This is a genomic window from Microvirga brassicacearum, from assembly GCF_008757455.1.
Taxonomy (GTDB): domain Bacteria; phylum Pseudomonadota; class Alphaproteobacteria; order Rhizobiales; family Beijerinckiaceae; genus Microvirga; species Microvirga brassicacearum.
The window spans coordinates 658,572-671,719 of sequence record NZ_VCMV01000013.1; the positions used below are offsets into that span (position 1 = coordinate 658,572).

Here is a 13,148-nt window from a genome sequence, read left to right on the forward strand (position 1 = left end):
TAAGCGCCTGATTCACGCCCGCCGTTTCGACGGCAATATGGCCTGGGGAAGAAAGGCGGCGCCCGACAACAGCGCCCGCAATGCGTTCTCGGTCTGGTGCAGACCATTGATCGAGACGCGCGGGAGAGACCAGAGGTCTGCAGTCGGCGAAGCGAAGATGTGCCCCGGCTGCGTCGTTACCGCCGTATCGTAGCCGCTTTCCCGGCTTAGCCGAAATTCTCGTGCACCAGCGGAGGCCGCGTCGCCGTGTGGGAAGGCGAAATGCCGAATTGGCCGCCCCATGCGCATTTCGATGGCGTCCTTGCTCAAAGCAATCTCCGCTTCCACCTTGCGCGCATCGCATTGGGTTAGAATTGGGTGCGTCAATGTGTGCGCCCCAATCGTGACATTGGGGTCTTTCGCCAGTGATCGAAGTTCATTCCAATCGGCACACAGTTCGCGGACGACACTATTCGGGTCGAGTTCATAGCGCTGCCTCAACTCGTCCATAGCGCGATGGAGCTGTTCCTCCGAGCCAGTCTTCAAGCGGCGGTGGAGAGCGTCGAACGTTGCATATTTCTGCTTGAGACTCGTGGTCTGGTACGTTTGAAGTTTGCCCGCGAGGAAGATCGACACTTCGTTGGCGGCGGCGATCACTCTCTCAAGGTCGAGCCACCACAAGCTTCCGCGGCCGCTGGCGAAACCATCGACAACGTAGAGGGTCCACGGCACGTCGAGAGCCCGCAGGAGAGGCGCTGCGTGCTCAAGATTGTCGCGATAGCCGTCGTCGAAGGTCATGACGGCGAACGGGCGCTCTCCCGGATTTCCCATGATACGCTGAGCGACATCATCGAGCGAAATGATATCGATGCCTTCGCGCCGCAGGATCTTCACCGTCAAGGCAAGAAACTCGGGGGTGATTTCCAGTGAGGCGTTTGGCGCAAACGCTTTATCCTGCCATGGCCGGACGTGATGGAACATCAGGATCATGCCTGCGCCCAAGGTGAACGGACGCAGCCAGCGGTCGGCGCCGATGGCATTGATCGCCGCAAAGCCACTGCGGAACAACCGATGGCGCGCTGGCAATGTGCCGTTCTGGGTCATCGCGGTTGCTCCGGGGGTAAATAGGCGCGGATGTAATCGACATGCAGAGCCGCCGGGAATACCGTCGAGGCGTCGGGTGAGCCCGGCCAATGGCCACCCACCGCGAGGTTGAGGATCATGTACATGGGTTTATGAGAGTCACGCGGCGTCGGCATTGTGGCAACCTGCTTCCCGTCGAAATACCAGACGATCTCCTCGGCGGTCCACTTGACCGCGTAAGTGTGAAAGTTCTCCGCGAGATCCGGAGTCTGGGCGCGGAACTGCGACTGCGAATGAAAACCGAGAAAACTGCGGTGGGCCGTCATGATGTAGCTCTGCGTATCATGACCAAGGGATTCGAGGATGTCGATTTCCGGCGGCCAGGATTGATCCACGGGCGCAAGCCAGAAAGCGCTCCAAAGGCCGCGCCCCCGCGGGACGCGCGCCCGCATTTCCACGTAGCCATAGGTGAACGAAAAACTTCGGACCGTCGTCAGGAGGCCGGATGCGAAAGCGAGCCCGGTCGCCACTTGCTGTTCCTGTGGCAGAGGGCGAGCGCGAATTGCGAGCGCGCCCTGATCGATGGAAAACGGATTGAACCCAACAAGCGACTTGGGATCGTGACCCGGCCGGGGATCGACGTAATACTGCAGCTCGTTGTTCGACGGATTGGTTTTCCCGCCCCAGGGATAATGCGGCTCCCACAAACCGGAATTCCTGGTCAAATCCCACAACCGAAGCGAGTCGAACTGCTCGTCGAATGCCAGCCTCCAGCCTGCGGGCGGGCCGGCAGAGCGCGTCGACTGCGCGGCGGCGGCAAGCCCGCCGCGGGGGTGGGGGAGCGACGCCAGAGCCACCATCGCAAGGGTTGCGGTGATGGCGACCTGACAACCGACGATACGGAACGCGGTGCTGGCATGAATTGCAGCGATGGCCTTGAGATGCACCAGTATCGAGACCATGAGCCCGATGCTCCCCACCACACATCCCCAGGCAAGGCCCTCAGTGCCCGCGATCAGATGGCCAACGGCCATGCTGGTCAAAAGCAGCGCGAATGCTGGCAGGAACATGCGGACGGCATCCCGTTTCGGCGAGGTGGACAACGCGATGCAGATTGGAACGAGCCACGTGGCAAGGCCGAGCGGAATGCATGAGATCGCCAATATGACCGTCGTCGCAGCTGCATTGTGAAAGTCGGGGAAAACGAGAGCAATGACATCGGGCGCGCTATTGAGGGCGATGACGGCGACAGCGGCCAACATCGTCGTGATCAACAGAGACTGTAACTCGATCGTGCGTGAGCATGCGCCGGACGGCGACTGCACGACGCGCGCAAGAACCTTGGGGTAGTAAACCTGAGCGACCGTAGAAATGATGCCGAGTCCCACGAAGGCAAGATTGGCGCCGAATGAAAAGTAACCCAGTTCCTCGGGCGTCGTGAGGATGGAGGCGATCCAGCGATTGGCCGTCAGGTAGACGAGCCAGAGGGCGTTGAAAACGAAAAGTGGAAATGCTGCTCGCCACAAGCTGAGGATTCGTTGCGGCTTCGGAACAGGGAAGGCGGAAGGCCTCGCGAACGTGAAGACGAGAAGTGCGTACCACGCCGCCAGAACGGCGAAACATCCGGTGATCCCCGCGATCGCGAGACCAGCCAGACGCGGGAGTGTCATGCCCGCCTGCAACGTGAGCGCGACTGCGGTGAACTCCCAGACCTTCGCGCTTGCTCGAAAGATCGTCACCGGCGCATTCGCCACCATCGCGAGTGCACCGCCACCAACCGCAAGGATGGTGTCAAGCGGTGTCATCGTCGAGGTATATGACGCTACGATGGCAGCGAACGGCACGATCAGCACCAGAATAAGAGCGCCTGCCGCCCAATTGGCATAGAGAATTTCAGCGTCACGGCCAGGCGCGGAAACGGCGCCGGCGGCAAGGTCGCGGTCGGCCAATTGCGAGAGGCCAAGATCAAATCTGCTGGCATACTGAAAGAGACTTGTGAGCAGAGCAAACGATCCGAACGCTGCCGGTCCTAGCAGGGACGGTGCCAGCAAGGTCGTGCCGATGCTCAGGACGCTGGCAATGGCGGTGCCGACCGTGTAGGTGAGCGGATGACCCATCCACCGAACCCGACGCGATTTGCGCAGCGCCTGCATCCGCCGCGGCAGACAGATGCTGTCGTCGAGCTGAATTGAAAAGACCGACGGCGGCGTCACGCGGAACCCCGGCTTTTCGGCATAGTGATCGTGCATGCGGAAACGTCGGCTGCCGCGCTATCGAGGTGCCGCTGTGCGATCGGGCTGGCGTGATCGCGAAGGCGTCTTTCGCGGCGGAGATTGACGCGACAGCCTGCGAGAGCATCGAGCTCGGTGCTAGTCCTCATCAAGCCCAGGCCGACCAGCTGTTCCGTCGACCGGTAGGTTTCGCTGCCGGAAAAGAAGAGACTGACGTTTGGATCGCGTTCCAGAAGCGAAAGGTAGCGGACGTATTCGGCTCCGCTGTCCCAATGTTGCCCACGTGCCGCTTCCGTGGTGGCTCGATGGTGAAAGTCCGAGAGAAACTTGAAGTGAAGCAGTGCGCCGGTGATCTCGGAAAGGCGCAGCTGGGTGCAGCGATGGTTCGAGGTCCAGGACAGCCCTGGTCGCGCCTTGATGAGCGGAATTTTGGTCAGATCGGGCGCGATGCCTTTGCCCCATTGGAGTTTGCCGATGCCGACAGCCGCGCCGATGGGATGGCGGCGCAACCGTCGAATGGCACGCCAGACGGTCTGCTTCCACGAGGGAGCATCGCGGAATTCGGGATAGAACTCCCGAAGGCGCGGCCCGCCGACGGCTTCGGTATCCAAGAGTGCTTCCCGATTGGGAGAGAGACTGAACTTCCGCCGGAAGTCATAGTCGCGGTCGAAATGCGAGGCCGTTGCCAGGAACGGCATTCCCCGCGCATATACCGCATCCGCGATGGAACCCGCACCATACATATCAAGCAGCAGCGAGAACACGCCTTCGCTTTGACGCCGGTCGAGGAACCGACAGAATGCCGGCAGCGTCACCTTCTCCGAGTGCGGGTATGTAAAAAGTTCGTCCGCATCGATGAAAAGACACCAGGCGCCAATCCCGTAACTCTCGACCAGTTGGTTGATCCAGTCCATGCCGTAATTGGCGGCGGCGAATGACCCGCTGGTGTGGAAGACGTGGCAATCGGGCTGCGCAAGGAGGAAATCGCGCGTTCCGTCGTCCGATCCATTATCGACGATGAAGAACCGATCGATGCCAAGGGTGCGATGATATTCGACGCAATAGGGCAAGCGCTGAGATTCATTGCGAACGACCAGGAACGCCGAATGACTGCCCGCCGAGGGCGTGATAGGGCGAGCGTCGATCTGAACGAGGTCAGAGTTCATGTCGGCGGCTCCCCACGCATTGTTGTCCGTCGCGTGCAAAAAAGTAGAACACGACGACAGTCAGCAGGATTGGCGTTGCGGCTATGCCGACCTCACCAAGGCCGCTTACCAGCAAAAGAACCGCTATCTGATCGCGGGCGGGGTCGGGTTTTGTAAAAAACCTGAGACACAGGAGGCTGATGGCAGCGATGGCAGGAAGTGATCCAACGAAACCGAGCGACGCGAGGCTCTGGAGCAGCATGTTGTGCGCGTTGATAGCGGTCCCTTCGAAGCCAACGCTGACGGTTCGCGACATAATGTCTTCGATTCCGTTGTACCCCCATCCAAAGAGGGGCTTCTCGGTGATGAGGTGCCAGGCCGTGGCCCACAATTCTGTGCGGCCGGTCAACGTAAATACTTCACCCTCGGCACCTGTCCGGCTGAGGCCTTTTGCCAATGCGCCGATTTCAGAGAGATCGCCAGTTGCCGCAATCATCAGAAGCGTTGCGACGGCCGTCATTCCGGCAAGAACAACCATATGACGCCATGGACTGCTACGGAGCGCGATGACGAACCATGCGATCAATGCTGCGGCCAGGTTTGTGCGGCTCCCGCTCGCCAATATTGCGACACATCCGATTATCAGAAGCGCACAGGCGGCACCGTTTCCAAAAGCCCGCAGCCGCCATGCGATCACCGTCAGCGTGATAAACACCGCGGCTTGTTGACCAAAGGTATTCGGGTGGCCGGAGAAGCCCTGCAACCGGTTGATGCTTTCGTCGGCGGAAGGGGCGAGCCATGCGATATCGAAAGAGAGCGCACCCGCGAGCAAACCCGCCATTATGTACGCGGCCAAGCTCCCCACCACGATGCGCAAAATCGCCACCTCGTTGAGGTCACGCACAAGAAGACATGCCAGTACAAGGTAGGCGAGCATCCCGATCGCGCTCGCCGCCGTATAGGCCGGGACCTCGGACCATGTTGCGGAAAGCAGCGCAATTGCCGCGTAGGTCAGCGAAAGCCCCGTTAATGGCTTCCCCATCAGCGCGGCGAGTTCACGCCACCGCAGAATGCCTAGTCCGATGATAGCGGACCACACCACAAATTTCGTCCCGTTCTGCCAGTCCAGCCCAGTCTCGCCCAATTCACGCTGGCGAAAGTTCAGACTGAGGACGAACGTCACCGTCACCAGAAGCAAGATCGTCGTCAGAGGACAGCGGCGAGGCGAGTGATAAAGGCCGACCAATGCGAGACAGACTGCCGGCACGACAAGGGGCGCCGCATAAGCGATTAAGCCGAGATCAGGGGCGATGAGGAGGGTGAGAATCCAGCCAAGCGTAATAGCTGCGGGGATTGCCAACGAAATCTGACGATCCTGCCGCGCGGTCTCAATCATCATCGCGGATCTCATCGGATGCTAGCGACTGGAGAGAGCGCGGCGCACAACGCTGGCGCCCGGATTCCAAACCATGGCTGCGCCCGCGGCGATAGCGGCCACGAGCGTCCCGAACACGAATAGAAGGGCGTTAGGAAAGCTGGGGCGCAAGGCCGGATCGGGGCGGGCCAGAATCTCGACGCCCGGCCCGGTGGATGAGGTTCGTGGTTCTTGCTCCTTCAGGCGCACCAGCGCGCCGTCAAGCAACTCCTTGTCGATCGCCGCCTCTCGGCGCAGAGCCTCGAGTTTGAGTGTCGCAAGGCGGCGGTCGGCGATTTCTTCGCGGACCGCCCGGAGGGCTTTATCGACAACCGCCGCGCGGAGTTCCCAGGCCCGAACGGCCGCGTTGGCGGCTTGGGCAGTGCCGGATGCCGGCTGCGAACCTCCCATTATGGTCCCGCGCGACCATGCCGGCACATCGCTCTGCACCACTGCGGCGGTCAATTTCGCGCGCAGATCCGCTGCCTCCTGACCGAGTGCGGCTCGCTGCGTTTCGAGTGAACTGAGCATGGCGCTGTCGGTGGGATCGTTTTGCAGCGTGAACTCGCGGACCGCCCGCTCGGAATTCTCATATTTGCCGCGCAACCCTTCAACCCGCTCGATCAGCCAGGCCGAGTGCTGTTCGGCGCTGCCACGTTTCCGGGCGAGTTGGTTGCTCAAATACGCATTCAACAGAGTTTCCGTCAGTGCCGCTGCTTTCGCGGGGTCGGATGACCAATATCCCATTTTGACGGTGTATGAGCGTCGATCACGCGAGACGGTGAGATGCTTTTGCAACCGTTCCCGAAGACCCGCCTCGGACACCTGGCGAAGATCGCCCAACCATCCCGAGACAAAAGGAGCGACGCGATAGATAGATTCGAGCAGTCGGATGCTCATCCGGCTCGGATCACCTGCAAATTCCGGGTCACGATCGAGACGATGATGAGCGATCACCGCTGAGGCGATCGTGGGCGAACCGATGATATCCATCTCTGATTGGATCGCGTTGTCGTCGAGAGGTTGTCTGAGTGACTGAACGCTGTCGAGGCGACCTTCGGCGTCGGTTGGACGAAGGATGACAGAGGCGGTGGATTCATAGCGGCGCGGCAGGAGCGGCCACGCGACCCCAACGCAGAGTATCACGAAGAGGAAACCGCCCATAAATCGCTTTATAGGGCGTCCGAGCGAAGCACCGCGCGCATCGGGGATTGACTTCTTCTCCCGCGATCCGTCGTTTGCGGGAAAATCGATCCTCGGGAAGGAAATGCGAGGTTGAGCGTTCATGGCAGCCTCAAATCTGTCTGCAAGCGTCGGTTTCATCCCAACCCCGGAACCTAAGTCCGCGCGAGAGCGTAGAGCCGACGGCGGAACCCTCCCGACACGAGGCGAAACACCGAATACATGAGCGTAGTGGCCAGGAACTCACCCCTCGTGAGAAAACCGGTTCGCAGGCACTCCATGCGAAAGCGAACATCGTTGACGAGATATCTGAGGCCGCCGCGCCGGCTCCGCTGATCGATGCCCGAGCGGATCCGGGTGAGCACTTTCGGAATGACGTGAAATCGCGCGCCTGAAAGGGCCAGCCGCACGAAAAGATCGTAGTCCTCGAGGAACCCGTATTTCGCGCGGTAACCGGCGACTCTCCTCAACGCACTGGTCCTGATCAGCAATGTTGGGTGGTGCAGGATATTACGCCAATGGAGAGCCTGAATAATCGCCTCATGATCGGTAGGGGAGACTTTGATTTTCGGCGGCGCTCCGTCCTCGAAGAATTCCTCGCTCCATGTCCCAATGACGTCGATGTCCGGGTGGTTTTGCGAATAGGACAATTGTTTTTCCAGGCGATCGTTATCGCAGATGTCGTCGCTGTCCATCCGCATAATAAAATCGCCGGTGCAGTGACAGAGACCGGCATTCATTGCCTCCGCGAGGCCGCGATTGGTGGACTGGCGGACGAGTGTCATGGGGATAATGGCGCGCTCGATGAAGTCGGCGATCACGCATTCCTGATCCATGCCGATTGGGCCGTCGACAACGAGAACGAGTTGGTCGGGCAGGATGGATTGAGCTTCGATGCTCTCAAGCGAAGTTGCCAGATTGGCAGCACTTTCAAACTTGTAGGTCGACATGAGGACGCTGACCTGCGGCCGCCCGGTGCAGGCCCGTGCGGAGCGGTCGTCCGCGAGGCCCCGGGGGCCGTTCATCTTGCACCTCGCCGGGAAATGACCACGGCTGGTGTCCGCAGGAGAATTTGAAGGTCGGCAGCGAGGTTCCAGTTCTTGACATATTGCTCATCGAGACGAACGCGCGTGTCGTATCCGACGTCGTTGCGGCCACTCACTTGCCACAGGCCGGTAATGCCGGGGCGGACACTTTTATAGATCGATGTTGCAAACCCGTAATGCGCGAGTTCGCCTTGTGTCACCGGTCGCGGACCCACCAGACTCATGTCGCCCTTGATGACGTTGATCAACTGCGGCAGTTCATCGAGACTCGACAGGCGCAGAAATCGGCCTATCGCGGTCACGCGGGGATCGAACGAAAGCTTCTGCTCTTTCGCCCACTCCATCTGCGCCTCGGGATGGTACGAGAGATATTCGCCGAGACATTCTTCCGCGCCGAGAATCATGGTCCGGAATTTGATGCAGCCGAATGTCCGGCCCTTTTTGCCAACCCGCCGATGCCGAAAGAACACGGGCCCGCCGTCGATCGCCACGAGGGCTGCGACGGCGAGGAAGACCGGAATGCCCAGAATGAGAAGGAACGAGGCCCCAATCACATCAACGACGCGTTTCGTCGCCTGGCCTGCGATGAACAGGATCGAGGCCAACGAGACGTGAAGACGGGCGATTGGAGGCAAAGGGTGAACGATCGGCGACAGCGACCTGTCCGACAACAACTGCTTACTCATACCAAACTCCGAACAATAGGCTCTGCCGGCGTCCGTTCTACTATTTAGAAGAACAATGACGCTATTTTCGATTGATCGCGATGCAGGGGAGTTGGCTTGATAAGCATTTTACGCTTTACCAATACGCACACTATACTGTTCGCCACCGGTCTCGTGACGCTGATTATTATCCTTTGATTAACCATCGGCAAACGATCAAAGGTGGTAAAGATTAATCATTCAATAGTAGTTATGTTATATCTGCGAATAATATTGAAGAATTCGTGGCGCGCACGCTGCAACATTTCATCACGGAGCTCTCTTTCTGTAAGACTTGCTGAGCGGCTATTAAGGTCACGCTGTTGTGATGATGGTTTTCCCGCTAGGCGCCCCATTCTTGAGAACGACATTCTGCGTCCCGCAAAAACTGCGCCGTTATGTCCATTTTAGGAGAATTTACCGCTTGCGCGGGAGTTGCCAGGCGGGGCAATGATGCGCCCCGTACCACGAAAGCGGTAATGCGTACTCCTTTTGCCGGGCTGGTTAATAAGGAGTTAACTTGTATATTCCGGTGGATCCCCGAAAGGAAAGTTGCATATGTCCCAGGGTGAGCTGAAGGTTACAACGTATCTTGTGTGTGCTAATCCGATGCTGAGGGCCGGGCTGGGGCACATTCTCGCGAACACACGTTACGAAGTGAGCGATCAGGATAAGCCGATCAGCCACGAGGGACAGGGGGGCGACGAATCCCAGCCTGTCATGTTCATCATCGACAGCAACCTCAAGGACGCGGTGCGACCCGCGAGCATTTCTGCGCTTAAGGAGCGTTATCCGACGGCTCACGTCGTCATCCTCGCCGATGTGTTCAGCCTTGAGCAGATGATGGCAGCGTTGAAGGGCGGCGCCGACGGCTATTGCCTTCCGACAGTCGAGGCATTGATACGGTATCTCGATCTGGTGATGCTGGGTGAGACAGCCTACCCATCGGCTGAATTTCTATCCGCCGTCCTGAATGCTCAAAGCCGAATTGACAGCGACATTTCCCGACCCGCCGACATGGCGACGCGCCGGTCACTTGCGCAAGCCTCCGACACGCGGATGCTCTCCAATCGCGAGGCAGAGATCTTGCATTGCCTGATGCAAGGCGCGCCCAATAAGATCATCGCGCGCCAACTCGACGTCGCGGAAGCCACCGTGAAGGTGCACGTGAAGGCGATCCTTCGGAAGATCCAGGTCGCCAACCGGACGCAGGCGGCGATGTGGGCCGTCGAGCATTTCGCTCCGATGGGGGCCGAAGATGCTGGAGCTGCGCTGAGATAGCTCAGTTCAGGCGCGCTCGGCCTGAACAATCCAACACATCCGCTTATGCGAACGGGAAACGGCGCTGTGCTCCGTTTCCACCGTTATGTCCTTGCGACTACGTTGCCGGGACGACGGTTGTCAGTGCAGGTCTATCGCGAGACTGATGGTGAATAGCACCTGACCGTCTGAATCCGCCACGTCGAGCCGCCAGTTTTTCCACTCGCCGGCGAGGTCGCTATCCTCTTGACGCAACTCGGCAATCGCTTTCAGTGCCTGAGTTCGAGCTTGCTCGATCCCACTCACTTCGATTCCATCATAATCGATGATTTCCTCGGTGCCATTCACGAGGTTAAAATAGCATCTCATCGGAGCGAGCGAAGACCTCGGTTGAGCAGCAGATTTGGAATCGCGTGCGATGGGGGACCAAGAATGCATCAAGATGAACAAGGCGGACGGCTTCTGACGTCGACGTTTCATCGACCACCTTGTTGGACACCTCAGCCTTTGGCAACCTTTTGCTTTCAGGCGCTTGTGGACTAGCCCTAATTCCGCAATCAAGCGAATTTTGTAACAAGGCAGTATATGGTCCGAGCTGTAACTTTGGTGCTTGTTGTCTCGCAGAAATAAGGCGATTTCGCGTCTTGTACGTTATAGTCGATTTTTTCTTCTTCGATTCGGTTGAGAAGAATTGTCGCCAATTGCAGATTGCGCTAGATTTCACCCTGCAATCGAGGTTGATGAAGACACCGACATTTGCGAAAGGTTGTTAGGGATGCGTAAGAACTACGACTCCGAAGCCCTTCCCGACCTGGGTGGCTCCCTCGCCATCGACATGTACAACCGCAATTCCCCCGTGATCTCCACGCCGCGCGGCACCGCTCCGGCTTTGGATGTCCCCACTCTGCTGTTCGAACCCAACACGCTGTTGCGCGAAGGCTTGAGAAGGATGCTTGCGGACAGTTCCTATCGCCTCGTCGCGACCGGTTCCAGTCTTGGGGAAATTTCGCACCTTGCCCTCTCCGGCGACCGACCGTTTCTCGCTATCGTCGACGCAGCAAACGACCACGCAGTGGCTTTGTGTCAGATTGAGAAATTAAAAGCGACCCACCCTTCCGCCAAGGCGGTTGTGCTCGTCGATCGATATGACCTGAAGCAGTTGCTGGCCGCGTTTCAAGCAGGTGCCGACGCTTATCTCATCAAGACGATCTCGTGCGACGTTCTTCTGAAATCGCTTGATCTGGTCATGCTGGGCGAAACGGTATTTCCGTCGGCAGCTCTCGGCCTCGTAGAAAATGATGACACCGCGCAAGCGGGCGATGTCAATCACGACGTCAACGAGGTTGCGCCGCGCGGCCTTTCCGTGCGTGAAACTGTGATCCTGCGCTGCCTGATGCAGGGCGATTCCAACAAGCTGATTGCGCGCAGGTTCGATATCACGGAAGCGACCGTCAAGGTCCACGTCAAGGCGATCCTGCGAAAGATCCAGGCGAAGAATCGCACCCAGGCGGCGATCTGGGCTGCGAGCAACCTGCGCTCGACCGGGCAAGTGCTGCCCGATTGAATTCTGCCTGGCGTCGGATCTTGGGCCGACATTTCAGCCTCAGGCAGTGGCGACTTCGTCCCGTGGTTTCGCCGAAACCGGCATCATCGCGCTCAAACCTTCGCTCAGAAGCGTCCTCGGCTCGAACCCCAGCAACCGGTGCAGCCGCGCGGGGTCGCCGACGGACGTCATGATGTCGCCGGCGCGCGGCGCACTCGCCGAAATCTCAAGGTCGGGCCTAAGCAGGCGCGCGACGGTGTCGGCCAATGTGCGAACCGAAGTGGCTTGGCCGGTGCAGACGTTGCTGACTTCCGCCGTCGGTGCATGATTGCTTTGAAGTCGATCCATTGCGCCGCGTAGCGCGCGGACCGCATCGGTGACAAAGACGAAATCGCGCACCTGCTCGCCATTTCCGTGGACCACGATAGGGCGGCCTTCGAAGGCATTTTGCATGAACACCGCGATGACACCGGAATAGGGCGAATGCGGGTCCTGTCGCGGGCCGTAGATGTTGAAGAACCGCAGGCCGAACGAGCGCAATCCCCGCGTCCCGGCGCCAGCGAATGCATGAAGCTCCATGGCGTATTTGTCGGCGCCATAGGCCGAGATCGGCCGCTTGGGAGCATCTTCGTCGATAGGCGTCCGCTCGGCGTCGCCATAAACGGCCGACGAGGATGCATAGACGACCGGCAATCCCAGATCGGCCGCGACCTCAAAAATACCGATCGAGGCGGAGAGATTGACGCCGTGGGAAGCCTGCCATTGCTGGGTGCATCTGGGAACGGATGCGATCGCCGCGAGATGAAATATTCCGTCGCAACTTTTCGCGCTTTTGAGCAGCGTCGCCTGATCCCGGATGTCACCGTGAATGAATTCGGCTCCGTCGACCAGGTTCTCGCGGCGACCCGTTGAAAGATCATCCAGGATCGTCACATCGGCGCCGTCGCGGACGAGCGACTCGACAAGATGGGAACCAATGAAGCCACAACCGCCGGTGACAAGATAGCGTTTCGACATTCGGGCCTCGGCTCTCAGGTGGGACAAAGGGCGACGGACATGAACCCACTATCGCCTCACACACCGCCGAAGGTATGGGACCGCCCGCTATTTGCACAGCTTCCAGCCGCGTTTCTCCCGAGGTAACCCCTAGAGGCAAAAAGTAACGCTGTCACGCCAGGCGAGATGCTGTCTTTTCCGGTTGCCATACCGACCTTGCGGTCCGGCGGCGGAATGGGTGATAGGCGCCCGTGGGTGTTCACAGGAGAGTGCGAAGCACTTATATGGCGTCTATCCATCCATTCACGCCTGCGCCAGGAGCCCCGCCATGACCGTTCATCAAAAACCCGTCGACCGCCGCGTGCTGGATCTGAAGGATCCGTCGCTGCTGGTGGGTAAGGCTTACGTGGCGGGCGAATGGATGGACGCTCCCGACGGCAAGACGATCGCCGTCACCGATCCGTTCGATGGCGCCGTCATCATGGAAGTTCCGGATCTCGGTCCTGAGGTGGCGCGCCGGGCGATCGACAAGGCGCATGAGGTCCAGAAGGATTGGGCGCGCCGT

General features: G+C 59.2%; 12 protein-coding genes. 3 read left to right on the top strand and 9 right to left on the bottom strand.

The window, feature by feature from the left end; genetic code table 11:
• Nucleotides 1-12: 12 nt before the first annotated feature.
• The 7 genes from FEZ63_RS10670 to FEZ63_RS10700 all read right to left on the bottom strand — a co-directional run bounded on the left by FEZ63_RS10670 (nucleotide 13) and on the right by FEZ63_RS10700 (nucleotide 8,766).
• On the bottom strand, nucleotides 13-1,083 hold the full coding sequence (locus tag FEZ63_RS10670; RefSeq protein WP_150944077.1) for a polysaccharide deacetylase family protein: 1,071 nt from the start codon (nucleotides 1,081-1,083) through the stop codon (nucleotides 13-15).
• Entirely contained in the window at nucleotides 1,080-3,311 is a 2,232-nt protein-coding gene (locus FEZ63_RS10675; protein WP_150944079.1) for a family 16 glycosylhydrolase, read from the bottom strand. The genes FEZ63_RS10670 and FEZ63_RS10675 overlap by 4 nt, the downstream gene beginning before the upstream one ends.
• Nucleotides 3,272-4,459, bottom strand: a complete 1,188-nt coding sequence (locus FEZ63_RS10680; RefSeq protein WP_150944081.1) for a glycosyltransferase family 2 protein — start codon at nucleotides 4,457-4,459, stop codon at nucleotides 3,272-3,274. The genes FEZ63_RS10675 and FEZ63_RS10680 overlap by 40 nt, the downstream gene beginning before the upstream one ends.
• Nucleotides 4,449-5,627, bottom strand: a complete 1,179-nt coding sequence (locus FEZ63_RS10685) for an O-antigen ligase family protein (RefSeq protein ID WP_201274132.1) — start codon at nucleotides 5,625-5,627, stop codon at nucleotides 4,449-4,451. The genes FEZ63_RS10680 and FEZ63_RS10685 overlap by 11 nt, the downstream gene beginning before the upstream one ends.
• Before the next feature lie 228 nt (nucleotides 5,628-5,855).
• A complete protein-coding gene (locus tag FEZ63_RS10690; RefSeq protein ID WP_162419727.1) occupies nucleotides 5,856-7,139 on the bottom strand; it encodes a GumC family protein in 1,284 nt (427 codons plus the stop codon).
• 50 nt (nucleotides 7,140-7,189) lie between these two features.
• Nucleotides 7,190-8,059 carry a glycosyltransferase gene (locus tag FEZ63_RS10695; protein ID WP_150944086.1) on the bottom strand — a complete coding sequence of 290 codons (870 nt, stop codon included), beginning with the start codon at nucleotides 8,057-8,059 and terminating at the stop codon, nucleotides 7,190-7,192.
• Nucleotides 8,056-8,766, bottom strand: coding sequence for a sugar transferase (locus tag FEZ63_RS10700; RefSeq protein ID WP_150944088.1), 711 nt, complete (start codon nucleotides 8,764-8,766; stop codon nucleotides 8,056-8,058). The genes FEZ63_RS10695 and FEZ63_RS10700 overlap by 4 nt, the downstream gene beginning before the upstream one ends.
• A gap of 576 nt (nucleotides 8,767-9,342) precedes the next feature.
• Between FEZ63_RS10700 and FEZ63_RS10705 the strand changes: the two genes are divergently transcribed.
• Complete coding sequence (locus FEZ63_RS10705; RefSeq protein WP_150944090.1) at nucleotides 9,343-10,065, top strand: LuxR C-terminal-related transcriptional regulator; 723 nt, start codon at nucleotides 9,343-9,345, stop codon at nucleotides 10,063-10,065.
• 120 nt (nucleotides 10,066-10,185) lie between these two features.
• On the opposite strand, the gene FEZ63_RS10710 is transcribed toward FEZ63_RS10705, so the two are convergent.
• The gene (locus FEZ63_RS10710; protein WP_244622734.1) at nucleotides 10,186-10,524 is read right to left on the bottom strand and encodes a DUF6894 family protein; all 339 of its coding nucleotides are present in this window, start codon (nucleotides 10,522-10,524) and stop codon (nucleotides 10,186-10,188) included.
• A gap of 211 nt (nucleotides 10,525-10,735) precedes the next feature.
• Between FEZ63_RS10710 and FEZ63_RS25610 the strand changes: the two genes are divergently transcribed.
• The gene (locus tag FEZ63_RS25610) at nucleotides 10,736-11,608 is read left to right on the top strand and encodes a LuxR C-terminal-related transcriptional regulator (protein ID WP_244622735.1); all 873 of its coding nucleotides are present in this window, start codon (nucleotides 10,736-10,738) and stop codon (nucleotides 11,606-11,608) included.
• Between the two features lie 39 nt (nucleotides 11,609-11,647).
• Here FEZ63_RS25610 and FEZ63_RS10720 read toward each other — a convergent pair whose 3' ends face one another.
• Nucleotides 11,648-12,604 carry an NAD-dependent epimerase/dehydratase family protein gene (locus FEZ63_RS10720; protein WP_150944092.1) on the bottom strand — a complete coding sequence of 319 codons (957 nt, stop codon included), beginning with the start codon at nucleotides 12,602-12,604 and terminating at the stop codon, nucleotides 11,648-11,650.
• A gap of 307 nt (nucleotides 12,605-12,911) precedes the next feature.
• On the opposite strand from FEZ63_RS10720, the gene FEZ63_RS10725 reads away from it, so the two are divergent.
• Nucleotides 12,912-13,148 (top strand): aldehyde dehydrogenase family protein (locus FEZ63_RS10725; RefSeq protein ID WP_150944201.1); only part of this gene is annotated, 237 nt, incomplete at its 3' end.